This window comes from Jannaschia sp. S6380, assembly GCF_023015695.1.
Taxonomy (GTDB): domain Bacteria; phylum Pseudomonadota; class Alphaproteobacteria; order Rhodobacterales; family Rhodobacteraceae; genus Jannaschia.
Map to the genome: position 1 here is coordinate 823,952 of NZ_JALKAS010000001.1, position 13,963 is coordinate 837,914.

13 protein-coding genes are annotated in these 13,963 nt (G+C 66.6%); 3 read left to right on the forward strand and 10 right to left on the reverse strand.

What is annotated here, in order from left to right; translation table 11 throughout:
* Positions 1-2: 2 nt before the first annotated feature.
* The 3 genes from MWU52_RS04305 to MWU52_RS04315 form a co-directional block, all read right to left on the reverse strand.
* Positions 3-512, reverse strand: coding sequence for a TRAP transporter small permease (locus MWU52_RS04305; protein WP_246949815.1), 510 nt, complete (start codon positions 510-512; stop codon positions 3-5).
* 77 nt (positions 513-589) lie between these two features.
* A complete protein-coding gene (locus tag MWU52_RS04310; RefSeq protein WP_246949817.1) occupies positions 590-1,564 on the reverse strand; it encodes a TRAP transporter substrate-binding protein in 975 nt (324 codons plus the stop codon).
* Positions 1,561-2,307, reverse strand: a complete 747-nt coding sequence (locus tag MWU52_RS04315; RefSeq protein ID WP_246949819.1) for a GntR family transcriptional regulator — start codon at positions 2,305-2,307, stop codon at positions 1,561-1,563. Before MWU52_RS04315 ends, MWU52_RS04310 begins: the two co-directional genes overlap by 4 nt.
* Positions 2,308-2,396: 89 nt before the next feature.
* Here MWU52_RS04315 and uxuA point away from each other — a divergent pair, with 89 nt between their 5' ends.
* Complete coding sequence (gene uxuA, locus MWU52_RS04320; RefSeq protein WP_246949823.1) at positions 2,397-3,608, forward strand: mannonate dehydratase; 1,212 nt, start codon at positions 2,397-2,399, stop codon at positions 3,606-3,608.
* On the forward strand, positions 3,605-5,065 hold the full coding sequence (locus MWU52_RS04325; protein ID WP_246949824.1) for a mannitol dehydrogenase family protein: 1,461 nt from the start codon (positions 3,605-3,607) through the stop codon (positions 5,063-5,065). The genes uxuA and MWU52_RS04325 overlap by 4 nt, the downstream gene beginning before the upstream one ends.
* Positions 5,066-5,340: 275 nt before the next feature.
* On the opposite strand, the gene MWU52_RS04330 is transcribed toward MWU52_RS04325, so the two are convergent.
* The 7 genes from MWU52_RS04330 to MWU52_RS04360 form a co-directional block, all read right to left on the reverse strand.
* Positions 5,341-6,288, reverse strand: a complete 948-nt coding sequence (locus MWU52_RS04330; RefSeq protein ID WP_246949826.1) for a DUF5996 family protein — start codon at positions 6,286-6,288, stop codon at positions 5,341-5,343.
* Positions 6,289-6,414: 126 nt separating this feature from the next.
* Positions 6,415-7,161: an ABC transporter ATP-binding protein gene (locus MWU52_RS04335; RefSeq protein ID WP_246949827.1), complete on the reverse strand. Its 747-nt coding sequence runs from the start codon at positions 7,159-7,161 to the stop codon at positions 6,415-6,417.
* Positions 7,158-8,015, reverse strand: coding sequence for an ABC transporter ATP-binding protein (locus tag MWU52_RS04340; RefSeq protein ID WP_246949828.1), 858 nt, complete (start codon positions 8,013-8,015; stop codon positions 7,158-7,160). Before MWU52_RS04340 ends, MWU52_RS04335 begins: the two co-directional genes overlap by 4 nt.
* Positions 8,012-8,941, reverse strand: a complete 930-nt coding sequence (locus tag MWU52_RS04345; protein ID WP_246949830.1) for an ABC transporter permease — start codon at positions 8,939-8,941, stop codon at positions 8,012-8,014. The genes MWU52_RS04340 and MWU52_RS04345 overlap by 4 nt, the downstream gene beginning before the upstream one ends.
* The gene (locus MWU52_RS04350) at positions 8,938-9,993 is read right to left on the reverse strand and encodes an ABC transporter permease (protein ID WP_246949832.1); all 1,056 of its coding nucleotides are present in this window, start codon (positions 9,991-9,993) and stop codon (positions 8,938-8,940) included. The genes MWU52_RS04345 and MWU52_RS04350 overlap by 4 nt, the downstream gene beginning before the upstream one ends.
* A 91-nt stretch (positions 9,994-10,084) precedes the next feature.
* Positions 10,085-11,683 carry an ABC transporter substrate-binding protein gene (locus MWU52_RS04355; protein WP_246949834.1) on the reverse strand — a complete coding sequence of 533 codons (1,599 nt, stop codon included), beginning with the start codon at positions 11,681-11,683 and terminating at the stop codon, positions 10,085-10,087.
* The gene (locus tag MWU52_RS04360; protein WP_246949836.1) at positions 11,680-12,783 is read right to left on the reverse strand and encodes a dipeptidase; all 1,104 of its coding nucleotides are present in this window, start codon (positions 12,781-12,783) and stop codon (positions 11,680-11,682) included. The genes MWU52_RS04355 and MWU52_RS04360 overlap by 4 nt, the downstream gene beginning before the upstream one ends.
* 91 nt (positions 12,784-12,874) lie before the next feature.
* Between MWU52_RS04360 and MWU52_RS04365 the strand changes: the two genes are divergently transcribed.
* Positions 12,875-13,825, forward strand: coding sequence for a LysR family transcriptional regulator (locus tag MWU52_RS04365; RefSeq protein WP_246949838.1), 951 nt, complete (start codon positions 12,875-12,877; stop codon positions 13,823-13,825).
* The last annotated feature ends 138 nt before the right edge of the window (positions 13,826-13,963 follow it).

The following is a 13,963-nucleotide window of genomic DNA, read 5'->3' on the forward strand; positions in this document are numbered from 1 at the left end:
TGTCAGTCCTCCCGCGGAACGAGGGTGTTGGGGCGGCCGTCGTTCGCGCCTGCGATCATGCCGACGATGCGCAACACGGCAAAGAAAGCCAGAAGCGCAAGCATGACAAGCATCGTGACATGCACGTAACTCATGCGCAGGCCAAGCGCGGGGGACGTCTGGAAGTTGCCGATCCTGGTGTATTGCCAAGCCATCGGCAGCAGGTAGATCCCCAGTGCGGCGACCAGCGTTGCCGAGACGAGGCGCAGCCACCACGAGGCACGTTCGGGCAGCGCCTCGCATATGATGTCCACGTTCACGAGGTCTCCGGTCCGCAGCGCGAGGCCCGCGCCGATCGCAGCAAGATAGAGCAGCGCGAAACGGGTCAGTTCCTCGGTCCAGACGGGCGAGGCCCCGCTGAAGCGGCCGACGACCTGTATCAGCACCGCGACGATGAGAACCACGAACGCCAGACCGACCAGCAGCCGGAATAAGACGACGACCGCGTTTTCGAGCATCTGAACGAACCGCATGATACGCGCCTCCGACAATCGGGATTGAAACGGGGCCGCCGACAATGGCGGTTTCGGCGGCCCCGGTTGCGCTCGGCCTATTGCGACTGGGTCTCGAAGAGCTCCTCGACGGTCGGCCGGATTTCGTCGCTGACATTCGACAGGACCGCATCGCGGGCGGCGTCGGCGAAGGCGGCGCCATCGACCTCGACGAAGGTCATGCCTTGCTCCTCGAGATACGCACGGTCGGCTTCGAGGCTCTCGTTGAAGAGCTCGCGCTCATACTCCTGGGCAATCTCTGCCGCCTCCCGGAGCGCCTGCTTGTCCTCGTCGGAAAGCTGGTTCCAGGTCTGCTCCGCAATGGCAAGATATATCCAGGACCGCACATGGTCGGTCAGGTTCACGTGGCTTTGGACCTCGTCGAAGCTGGCGGACCGGATCAGGGCCAGCGGGTTTTCCTGCGCGTCGATGGTGCCGTTCTGAAGCGACGTGAAGACCTCGGAGAACGCCATCGGCGTGGGCTGGGCACCCAGCGCGGACCAGACATCCACGAACAGAGGCACATTGGGAACGCGCATCTTGAGGCCCTGAAGATCGTCCGGGCTCTCGATCGGGCGATTGGATGTCAACTCCCGCGGGCCACGGGCGAAATAGGCCAGAGGGCGGATCTGCGCGTTGTCGATGATCTGCTGCTCGATCGCGTCGCCGATCTCGCCGCTCGCGATCTCATCCATCTGCTCGAGCGAGCCATAGGCGTATGGCACGGCGAGGAGGGCAGCCATCGGGGCCCAGTTCTGAAGCGACTCGCCGGTGATCGTCATGTCCACGGTGCCGAGTTGCATGCCGTTGATGAGGTCGATCTCCTTGCCGAGGGACTCGTTGGGAAAGACCTCGACGGCGATGCGCCCCTCGGTAAGCCGGTCGACCTCCTCGGCGAAGCGCAACGATGCCTGATGCCAGGAATTGTCCTCGTTGGCCAGGTGGCCGAGTTGCAGCGTGCGTTCCTGCGCCGCAAGTGGGCCCGACAGGGCGACAAGGGCCGCGATCGCGCAAAGCGTTCTGGTAAAGTTCATTCTGGGTCTCCTCCTTTGAGTCTTACCACCCGCTCCTCGCTGCCTTCCGGAAGGGCGTCGAAGACGTCGGGGTTTTCCTTTGCGATGAAGGGCAAGTCCTTCAGGACCTCGCGCAGATGCAGTCGAAGGGCGCGCTGGGCCGCGGCGACATGGCCCGCGGCGATGCCGTCGACGATGGCCTCGTGCTGGTCGATGAGCTTTCGGACGTGGAATCGTTCGAGCGACAGGAAACGCACGCGGTCCATCTGCGCCTTCAACCCCTGCACCCGCTGCCAGATACCCGCCTTGCCCGCGGCTTCGGCCAACGTCCGGTGGAACGCCTCGTCGGACGCGATGAAGTCCCGCGGATCAGCACCGGCGATACGCCGCTGGTCGGCCAGAATGGCGCGCAGGTCGGCCACGGGGACCAGACCCGGTCGCTCGGCCAGCAAGGTGACGATATCGGCTTCGACCGCCTCGCGGATGAACCGTGCATCGTGCACTGCAGCCAGACCGATCCGCCGGATCCGGGTCCCGCGCTGCGGCAGGACGGTGACGAGGCCCTCGTCGACCAGCCTGATGAACGCCTCCCGCACGGGCTGTCGGCTCACGCCGTACTGCTCGGCAATCTCGGACTCGGAGATCTTCTGATCGGCGCTCAGTTCGTTACGAATGATCCGCTCGCGCAGCAGCCGACGCAGTTGCGGGGCAATCGGCCGCATCGGGTCGATTTCAATCGCCGCAAGGGCCGGCTCCTTGAGCATCGATCATTCCTCCCCCGGGCTTGCTACCATACTGCCATACAAGTTAACAACGGTAATGTCGGACGACTGCGGGATCACGGGAGGATGGCATGCGCGAAACCTGGAGATGGTTCGGACCGAAGGACCTCGTCAGTATCGACGACGTGCGTGAAGCCGGGGCGGCCGGCATCGTCACGGCGCTGCACCACGTTCCGACCGGCCAGGTCTGGTCACGCGAGGCGATCGCCACCCGCAAGGCCGAGATCGCGCAACGCCGCGATGGCCGCCCCTCGATGCTCGATTGGGCCGTCGTGGAAAGCCTCCCGGTCTCGGAAGACATCAAGACGCGCTCGGGCGCCTGGCGCACGCATGTGGACACCTATATCCAAAGCCTGCGCAATCTTGCCACCGAAGGCATCGAGACGGTCTGCTACAATTTCATGCCCGTGCTCGACTGGACCCGGACGGACCTGGCCTACGAGGTCGAAAGCGGTGCGACCTGCATGCGCTTCGATCTGGCCGACTTCGCCGCCTTCGATCTCTACATCTTGGAACGGGAAGACGCCGAACTGGATTTCGACGCCGAACTGCGGGCGGAGGCCAGGCGCCGGTTCGATGCGATGTCGGCCGATGATCGCGAGGCGATGGCGCGCAATGTCGTCTTCGGACTGCCCGGCGCTGCGGAGTCTTTTTCGCTGGCCGATGTGAGGGCCCTTCTTCGGGACTATGCGCAGATCGGTCCCGATGCCTTGCGCCAGAACCTTGCGGCGTTCCTTTCCGTAGTGGCGCCTGTCGCCGAGGATCTGGGCATGCGCCTGTGCTGTCATCCCGACGACCCGCCCTTCCCGCTTCTGGGTCTTCCGCGCATCATGTCGACAGAGGACGATTACGCCCGGATCATGGATGCGGTGCCGAGCCCCGCCTCGGGGATCACGCTTTGCACCGGATCGCTGGGCGCGCGGGGCGACAACGATCTGCCCGGCATGATCGACCGCCTTGGCGACCGCATCCACTTCCTGCACCTGCGCAACGTCTCGCGCGAGGGCCGGATCATACCCGGCTCCTTTCACGAGGCCGAGCATCTGGGCGGCGACACCGACATGGTGGCCGTCGTCGCGTCCGTTCTGCGGGAGGAGGAGCGGCGTCGGCAGGCCGGGCGCGCCGACGCGTCGATCCCGTTCCGCCCCGATCACGGGCAGGACATTCTCGACGACAAATCCCGCAAGGCCCAGCCGGGCTATCCCGCGATCGGTCGGCTCAAGGGCCTTGCCGAACTTCGGGGGGTGATCGCGGCGCTCAGCCGCGAAAGGACGCACGCGTGACCCGGCTCAGCCGGCGGGACGACATTGCCGACGACATCGCCGTCCCGGCCTACGACCGCGACGCACATGGCGTGGGCATCGTTCATCTGGGGCTCGGCGCGTTCCACAAGGCCCACCAGGCGGTCTATACCGACGATGCGCTCGCGGCCGAGGGCGGCGACTGGCGTATTGCGGCGGTCAGCCTGCGCTCGGCCCGCGCGGTGGAGGAACTCCGCGCGCAGAACGGGCTCTTCACGGTGATCTCGTCGGGGGTTTCGGGCAGTACGGCCCGCGTGGTCGGCTCCGTCGCGCGCGCCCTCGCCCACGCCCATGGGGACGCCGAGGCGGTGCGCGCGGCGCTGACCGAACCGGCAACGCGGATCGTGACGATCACCGTCACCGAAAAGGGCTATGGCATCGATCGCGCGACGGGCGGCGCGGACCTGTCGCATCCCGCGATCGCCCACGACCTCGCTTATCCCGATGCGCCCACCGGCCTCGCAGGTCTCTTGGTGCGGGCCCTGGCCCGCCGCCGTGACGCAGGTGTGGAACCGTTCACGGTGCTGAGTTGCGACAACCTTCCCGGCAATGGCGCGCTGACCCGCGGGCTGATCCTTGATTTCGCGGGGCGGCGCGATGCCCGACTTCGCGACTGGATCGCCGGCACGGTGGCTTTCCCTTCGTCGATGGTCGATCGCATCACACCGGCGCCCGGCGACGACCTTCCGGTGCGGGTTCGCCGGATGTTGGGTTGCGACGATCACGCCGCTGTCGAAGCCGAAACGTTCTCGCAATGGGTGATCGAGGACCGCTTTCCTGCCGGTCGTCCAGCCTGGGAGGCTGGCGGCGCCCTGTTCGTCGAGGACGTCGCCCCGTACGAAAGGATGAAACTGAGGATGCTGAACGGCACGCATTCGATGCTGGCCTATGGGGGCTTCCTTACCGGAAAGACCCATGTTCGGGACGTCATGCGGGATCCGGCGCTGTCCGCGATGGTGCGCCGGCATCTGGACGCGGCGGCCAGGACGCTCGATCCCCTCGATGGCATCGACTTTCACGAATACGCGCAGGAACTGGCCCGCCGGTTCGAGAACCCGAACCTCGCGCACGAGACCTATCAGATCGCGATGGACGGGACCGAAAAGCTCCCCCAGCGCATCCTTGCGCCCGCGATGGACGGACTCCGCACCGGAGGCGATCCGCGACCCTTCGCGCATGCGACGGCCTTGTGGATGCGGTACTGCCTGGGACGACATGACGACGGAGCGCGCTACGCCCTTCGCGATCCGCGCGAGAGCGAGATCGCACGCAAGCTCGAAGGCCTGGGCGATGCCGACGCGATCGCAGGCGCCTTGTTCGATCTGCCGGCGCTCTTCCCGAAGGGGTTGAGGCAGAGTGCGCCGTATCGCCATGAGGTGCGAAAGACCCTGAGCGAAATGATGGCGCAATCCGTCGCCGGCTGGCTGGCGCATCAGTGAATGTTATCCACCGAAGCTGGGCAGTATGGCCCCCGCATGAGAAAAATCGCCGTTCTATCGTGATCATCGGTCTGGCAAGTCACGCATAGGAGGAGACCTTTGCGCTGGTCCAGTGCCGTGGTCTCAATGAACCATCCCGGGCTGCACCTTGGCCCGCCGGCGCGAAATCGCGTCGGATTGCTTTCGGTGACCATGGGCGTCGCGGTCAAACCCGCGCGGTGCAATCGGTCCGGCCGCCGCCCCGGAACAGCGGCTCAGGTTCCTTCGCTCGTGGCTTATCGGCCCTCTTCGGCGGGTGGCGTGCCGCGGCGGCCCAACGCACGCTCCAGCGCCGGGCGGTCCCAGCCGGCGGTGTCGGCTGCCGCGTCATAGGTCGATTGCAGGAATGCCAAGAGCGTGCCAGCCGGATCGTCGGCCGTTCGCACGGCGTCATAGGGCAGAAGGAACTCGCCCAGTTCGGCGTTCCAGACCGCGGCCTTCGGCGTCACAGGTCGGTCCGACATGCCGCTCGGCGTCGGATAGGCGTAGGAATAGAACATCGCCTCGCCGGCGCCGGCGCCGGGCCAGAATCCCGCCGACGAGACTTCGTGGCTGTAGGCCTCGCGCGTGATGATGTCGGGAAGATAGGGCATGCCGCCCGGATGCGGCGGGGCCCTGCGACCCGAAAACCGCGTCACGGCAAGATCGAAGGACCCCCAGAACAGATGCACGGGCGAGACCTTGCCGTGAAACCCGGTTCGGAACCGCTCGAAGACGTCTTGGACGCAGAGCAGCGCCCGATGAAACCGCTGCACCGCCTCGGCGTCATAGGGCCGGGTCGCGGTGTCCTCCGCGAACGGGATCGGGTCGGGCAGTTCGTTCGGACGCCCGTGAATGTCGCAATCGCCGCCAAGCGCCTCGACCGCCGCCCCGAAACGGGCGCGGAATTCAGCGACGCTCATGGCCTCGAGGTCGAACGCGGACCTTTGCCCACCGGCCGCCTCGACGACCAGGTGATGATCGCAGAAATCGAAGGAGACCGTGACGGGAACTTGGCGGTCGGGGATCGGCCCGGTCGTCAGGCCCCGCGACGTGACATAGAGCGTGGCATGCCAAGAATGGTTGACCCAAGGGGCGTGCCGCAGCCGGTACTTGCCGACGATCTGACACCATAGGTGCAGCGCGCCGCAAGTCTCCTGCCATGCGTCGTACGGGATATCCGGCCACGGAGCGACAGCGTTCATCAATGGCTCCCCTTCTTCCGATCCACAGGCTGATGGGCGGGACATCGTCGTCACCGTATCACGTCACCCGCCCATTCGCCCATCGACACGCGTCACAGCACCCTGCCTCCGCGCGCCCGGCTTCGATTAAGTCACCGAGGCGGCGATCAGATCCCGGGTATACGGATGCGACGGCGTCATGTTGCGTAGCTGCGCGACGTCCATGACCTCCACGATCTCGCCGCCGCGCATGACCGCGAGTTCGTCGCACATGTGCCCCACCACCGGCAGGTCGTGCGAGACCATGAGGTAGGTCAGCCCCCGTTCCGCCCGCAGGTCGGTCAGCAGGTTCAGGACCTCGGCCTGCACTGACACGTCGAGGGCCGAAGTCGGCTCGTCCAGCAGCAGGATATCCGGCTCGCCGGCCAGGGCACGGGCAATGGCCACGCGCTGGCGCTGCCCACCGGAGAGCTGGTGCGGATAGCGGAACCGGAATCGGGGCCCGAGCCCCACATCGTCCAAAAGCTTCGGAACGCGACGGTCGATATCGGCGATGCCGTGCAGGTGCAGCGTCTCGGACAGGACCTGGTCGACCGAATGGCGGGGATGCAGCGAGGCATAGGGATCCTGGAACACCATCTGTACGCGCTTGTAGAAGTCCCGGTTTCGACGGGCGCCCGACAGCACAATCCCCTCGATCCCGATCCGCCCCGACCAGTTCGGCGCCAGGCCGGTGATCGCCCGCAGGATGGTGGACTTGCCCGACCCGCTTTCGCCCACCAGGCCGAAGCTGCGCCCCTCCGCCACCGTGAACGTGGCGCCTCGCACGGCATCGACGCGGTCGCGCCCCTCGCCGAACCAGACGTTCAGCCCGTCGATCTCGATCGCGGTCACGACGCCACCGACGGCGCGTCGGCCCAGGCCGCGTCGCGTTCCAGCACCGACAGTTTCGCAACCGGCCGATCCAGCCGCGGCAGGGCGTTCAGCAGGCCGCGCGTATAGGGATGCGTCGCCTCGTGCAGGTGGTTCGCATCGCAGGTTTCGACCACGCGACCGGCATACATGATCAGCACGCGGTCGCAGAAATCGGCGACCAGGTTCAGGTCGTGGCTGATGAAGATCAGGCCCATGCCCCGGTCGCGCACCAGATCGTCCATGATCGTCAGCACCTGCCGCTGGACCGAGACGTCGAGCGCGCTGGTCGGTTCGTCCGCGATCAGGATCTGCGGATCGGGGATCAGCATCATCGCGATCATGATGCGTTGGCCCATCCCGCCCGAGACCTCGTGCGGATAGGCACGCATGACGCGGTCGGGATCGTTGATCGACACCGCCTCCAGCATCTCGACGGCCTTGGCATGGGCGTCGCGACGGCTGCCACGCGCGTGCAGGCGGTAGGCTTCGATCAACTGGTCGCCCACCCGCATCACCGGATTCAGACTGAATTTCGGGTCCTGCATGACCATGCTGATGCGCTGACCGCGCACGCGGCGCATCTCGGCCTCGGACAGGTCCGGCAGGTTCATCCCTTCGAGTGCGATGCGGTCGGCCTCGACCCGGCCCGGCGGACGGATCAGGCGCAGGATGGCGCGACCGGTCATGGATTTTCCCGACCCGCTCTCGCCGACGATGCCCAGGCGCTCCCGCCCCAGCGTGAAGGAGACCCCCCGGACGGCGTCGAACAGTCCCTGACGGGTGGGAAAGCGAACGCGGAGGTTCTCTACCTCCAGCAGCGGATCGGCGGTCATGAATGCCCCCCGCTCTTGGGATCCAGGACGTCGCGCAGGCCGTCACCCAGCAGGTTGAAGGCAAGGCTGACCGTGAAGATGGCGAGCCCCGGCATGGTGGCCACCCACCAATGATCGAGGATGAAGCGCCGCCCCTCGGCGATCATGGCGCCCCATTCGGGGCTGGGCGGCTGCGCGCCGAGGCCGAGGAACCCGAGGCCGGCCGCGGCCAGGATGATCCCCGCCATGTCCAGCGTCACCCGGATGATCAGCGACGAGACGCAAAGCGGCCAGATATGCTTGGTGATGATGCGAAGCGGCCCCGCGCCCTGCAGACGGATCGCGCTGATGTAGTCCGACGACCGGATCGTCAGCGTCTCGGCCCGCGCGATGCGGGCATAGGGTGGCCAGGCGGTCAGTGAGATGGCGATCACGGCGTTCTCGATCCCCGCCCCCAGGGCCGCGACGAAGGCGAGCGCCAGCACGAGGCGCGGAAAGGCCAGGAAGATATCCGTGATCCGCATCAGCACGGTGTCCGTCCACCCGCCGACATACCCCGCGACGGTGCCGACCAGCAGCCCCGCGACCGGCGCGATCAGCGCGACCAGCGCGACGATGTAGAGCGTGATCCGGCTGCCGTAGATCAGGCGGCTGAGGATGTCGCGCCCCAAGCTGTCTGTGCCCAGCGGGTGGCCTGGCGTGCCCAGCGGCTGCAACCGGTTGCCCAGGTCCTGCGCCATCCAGTCATGCGGCGCCAGAAGCGGCGCGAAGGCCGCGACAGCCAGCAACAGGACAAGGATGCCCAGCCCGATCATGGCCAGCGTGTTCGACCGGAAGTTCAGCCAGCCCTGGTAGATCGCCGCCGCCTTCGCCTGCCTGCGCGAGGCGGGCGTGTCGGTCGTCAGCCAGGCACGCCATCCGGTATGGATCGTGGATACGTCGCTCATTTCGACCTCGGATCGAAGACCCGGTAGAGCAGGTCCGAGAAGATGTTGAGGCAGATGAAGATCAAACCGACCACGACCGTCCCGCCGAGCACCGCGTTCATGTCCGCCGACAGAAGCGCGGTCGTGATGTAGCTGCCGATGCCGGGCCAGGCGAAGATGATTTCCGTCAGGACCGACCCTTCCAGAAGGTTCGCATAGCTCAGCGCGATGACGGTGATCAGCTGGACGCGGATGTTGCGGAAGGCGTGGCCCCAGATGACGGACCATTCCGACATGCCCTTCACGCGGGCCGTCGTCACGTATTCCGCGCTCAGCTGCTCCAGCATGAAGGACCGCGTCATACGGCTGATATAGGCCAGCGAGTAGTAGCCCAGCAGCGATGCCGGCAGGACGATGTGGCTAAACGCGTTGCGGAAAACGTCCCAGTTTCCGGCGATGGCGCTGTCGATCAGGATCATGCCGGTCCGGTCGGGGACGATGCCCTGATAGAAGATGTCGAGCCGCCCCGGCCCGCCGACCCAGCCCAGGATGCCGTAGAAGATCAGCAGACCGATCAGGCCCAGCCAGAAGATCGGCATCGAATAGCCCACCAGCGCCACGACGCGTGCGATCTGGTCGATCCAGCTGCCTTGGCGCACGGCCGAGATCACGCCCAGCGGGATGCCGAAGACGATGCCGATGAGGACGCCGATCGTCGCCAATTCCAGCGTGGCGGGAAAGACGCGGGCGATGTCCTCAGCCACGGGGCGCGCGTTAAGGAGCGACATGCCGAATTCGCCGCGCACCACGTCCCAGATGTAGTAGGCGAACTGCACGATCATCGGCTGGTCGAGGCCCAGTTGCCGATAGACCTGGTCGTAGGTCTCCTGCGAGGCGCGCTCGCCCACGATGGCGAGGACCGGATCGATGGGCATGACGCGCCCGATGAGGAACGTCACGAAAAGCAGCCCCAGCATCGTCGCCGCGATGGATCCCAGCGTCCGCAACGCGCCGGTGAACCAGGGGGCGAGGGGCGCGCGCCTGCGTCGCGGGGCGTCGGGGGTGGCGGTCATGGGGCTCCGTCCCAATGGCGTCGGGAAAGGGGCGCGGACGCCCCCTTCGATGTCTGGAGTGGCGGGGGCCCCACGGCCCCTGCCCACGGGATCACTTCTCGATCACCCAATAGCTGACGGCGGTGGTCGCGCCGCCGAGGTTCACGTTCTCGACGTTGTCACGCATCGCGGCCTGTTCGATCTTCTGGAACATAATCGCGAAGGGCGAGGTCTCCCGGAACTCGGCCTGAATGTCCGCGTACATCTGTTGGCGCATCTCGCGGTCGTTCTCGACCACGGCGGCCTCGACCTTCTCGGTCAGCCCGCCCGTGTCCCAGGCGTTGCGCCAGGCCAGCAGGCCGGTGGCATTGGCCTCGTCGCTGTTGTCGGGATTGTAGGCGAAGGTGCCGGCATTGGTGTGCGGGTCCGGGTAATCCGGCCCCCAGGCGCCGAGATAGACGTCGAGTTCGCGTGCCCGGTAGCGGCCGAGGATCTGCTTGGCCGTCCCAACCGTGATGTTCAGCGTGATGCCCGCCTGCGCGAAGGTGTTCTGCAGCGTCTGGGCGATCTCGATCCGCTCCTGCGCCTCGCGAACGCCGACCTCCAGCTCCATGCTTTCGACGCCGGCCTCGGCCAGCAGTTCCTTCGCGCGCTCGACATTCAGGCTGAACGGGTTTTCGTCCACCGCGCCCAGAAAGGTCTGGGGCAGGAAGTTCTGGTGGATCGTGTACTGCCCGTCGAGGAAGCTGCCCTCCATGCCCTCGTAGTCGATCAGGTACTTGATGGCCTGGCGCACCTCGGGCTTTGACAGCTCGGGATGCTTCTGGTTCAAAGCCACGTACATCAGACGACCGCGCAACTCGTCGTGGATCTTGACGCCCTCGGCCTCGCGGGCGCCGGCGATGTCCTCGGGGTTGAGGTTGCGCGCCATGTCGATGTCGCCCCGCTCCAGCAGCAGACGCTGTGACGCGCTTTCCTGGACGTGGCGCACGATGACCCGCTCCATCGAGGGCGAGCCGAGGTAGTAATCGGGATTGGATTCGAGCGTTACGCTCTCGTTCGGGGTCCAGGAGACGAGCTTGTAGGCCCCCGACCCGGCGGAGTTGGTCTTGAGCCAGTTGTTGCCCAGGTCGCCGTCCTGCTCGTTGGCCAGCACCAGCTCCTTGTCGACGATACCGCCGATGGTCGCGGTCAGGCAGTTGAGCACGAACGACGTCGCGTAGGGCTTGTCGGTGACGATTGTCACGGTGTTGCCGTCCGCCACGATCGTCTCCTCGACGTTGTCGGCGGTGAAACCGAACTGCGTGAGGATGAAGGCCGGCGTCAGGTTCAGCTCGACCACCCGGCGCAGCGAGAACTCGACATCCTCGGCCCGGACCGGGTTGCCCGAATGGAAGGTCAGCCCGTCGCGGATGGTGAAGGTGATGGTGCGGCCGTCCTCGCTCACCTCCCAGCTCTCGGCCACCTCGGGCTGGTAGCCCGCGTCCAGGTCGCCGGGATCGAAGTTCACCAGCTTCTGGTAGATGTTGCGGCTGACGTCGGAGCCGGCGAACTCGAAGCTCTCGGCCGGGTCGAGCGACGTGATGTCGTCGATGCGGTTGGCGATGACCAGCATGTTGTCGGGCGTCTGCGCCAGCGTCAGCGTGGCCGTTCCCGTCAGAAGCGTGGCCGCCAGGCCGACCCCCGCGAGTGTGCGTGTGAAGAACGTCATTCTCTCTCTCCTTGTTGTTGGTCGCGTCCGGGGTCTTCGGTGCCCCAGGTCCGCGCGAGCAGCCGCAGCCAGTTGCCGTGGCAGATCTTCTCGATAAGGTCCTCGCCGTATCCGTGGTCGCGCATGGCTCGCCGCAGGATGGGCAGCGTCGAGACGTCGTCCAACGCCTCCGGCACCATCGCCCCGTCATAGTCCGAGCCGAGGCCGACCCGGTCTTCGCCCAGCCCGTCCAGCAGATGGTCGAGATGGCGCAACATCGTCTCGACCGGCGTGTCGGCGATCTTGCGGCCGTCCTCCCGCAGGAACGACACGGCGAAGTTCAGGCCCACCATGCCGTCGCTGTCGCGGATCGCGGCCAGCTGACCGTCGGTCAGGTTGCGCGAATGCGTGCACAGCGCGTGGGCGTTGGAATGGGTCGCGACCAGCGGCTTCGTCGAATGGCGTGCCACGTCCCAGAACCCCGCCTCGTTCAGGTGGCTGAGGTCGACCATGATCCCCAGCTCGTCGCAGCGGCGCACCAGGCGCAGGCCGTGATCCGTCAGGCCGGTGCCGATATCGGGGCCTGACGGGTAGCGGAAGGGCACGCCGTGGCCATACATGGTCGACCGCGACCAGACCGGCCCCAGCGACCGCAGCCCCGCGGCATGGAACACGTCCAGCGCGTGCAGGTCCACGTCGATGGCCTCGGCCCCCTCCATGTGCAGGATCGCCGCCATGACGCCCTGTGCCCGCGCCGCGCGGATGTCGGCGACGCTTCGGCAGACCCGCACGACGCCCTTGCGTTCCAAGGCGAACAGCACGGCCATCTGGCCCAGGACGACGGGCAGCGCGTCTTCGCATTCGACCGGGTCGGGCAGCGCGATATCGTAGGAGGGCTGGCGCATCAGCTCGAACAGGGCTTCGAGGTCCATCGCCGCCGGCGAAGGAACCCAGACGGCGAAGAACCCTCCGCCGAACCCGCCGGCGCGTGCCTTGATCGCGTCGATGGCGCCGTCACGCCCCGTCGACACCTCGTCGAGTGCCGCCATGCTGCCCGCGCGCCACAGCTTGGACAGCAGGTCATTGTGGCCGTCGAAGATGAATGGCGCCGTGTCGTCCATGGAATCCCCACCCCTCGGAGAGAGCCTAGACGACATTCGCCGCATAACGTCATAGTAAATGCCATGAGTTTTTATCATTGACCTAGTCGCCATGCCCGATCGTCACGACACGTCCGCCCCCCGTCGCTGGCACAGTCTGCGCGAATACGACGCCCTGCGCGCCGTTCTTCAGACCGGAACCACGGCCGAGGCCGCGCGTCGTCTGGGCCTGTCGCAATCGGCGGTGAGCCGGTCCATCTCGAACCTGGAGGCACGCCAGTCGGTGACGCTGTTCACCCGCGAGGCCGGCCGCCTGCAGCCCACGCAGGAGGCGGTGCGCCTGAACCTTCGGCTGGATCCGCTCTTCGAGGCGCTGTCGCGGATCGACGGCCCCGAGGAGAACGTGCAGGAGACGCTCCGCCTCATCGCGCCACCGAGCTATGCCCACCGCTTCCTGGTCGAGCAGATCGGGACCTTTCTGAAGGCCAACCGCAGCTTCTTCGTAAGCCTGGAGGTCGCCTCCTCGGACGATCTCGCCCGCGAGATCATCGCCGACCGCTTCGACCTCGGGCTGATCGGCACGGAACTGACCCGTGCCGACCTCAAGCAGGTGCCCTTTCGCCAGAGCAGCGCGGTCTGCGTGATGGCCGCCGGTCATCCGCTCGCCGGCCGGTCGGTCGTGACGCCCGCCGACCTCGACGGGCAGGACCTGATCGCGCTCGCCGCCCGTCACGCCCGCCGCGGCCAACTCGAACGCGTCCTCGCGCGCGCGGGCGCCACCCCCCGGATCGTGGCCGAGGTCACGACATCCTTCGCCGCCGCCGACCTGGCCGGCGCGGGGCTTGGCCTGTCCGTGGTCAACCCGTTTCCCCTTCACCTCTACCGCTCGCGGGACCTGGCCTTCGTGCCCTTCGACAGCCCGATCCGCTATCGCACCCATTTCGTCATCAGCAGTCGCCGCCCCCTGCCGCGGATCGCGCGCGCCTTCATCCGCCACCTCCGACTCCACACACCGACGGACCCGTATTCGCGACAGGTCGAACGGACGGAGGATCGCGACTGACCGGGCGTCGGGTCGCATCGGCATAGGGACCGGCATGCCATCGCGCCGGGCCGAACCTTGACGCTGCCGTCCGTCCGGGCCGTCCTGCGCCTGTCGATCATCCCCACGTGTCGTGCCGCTGCGGTTGTTCCCGGCCGG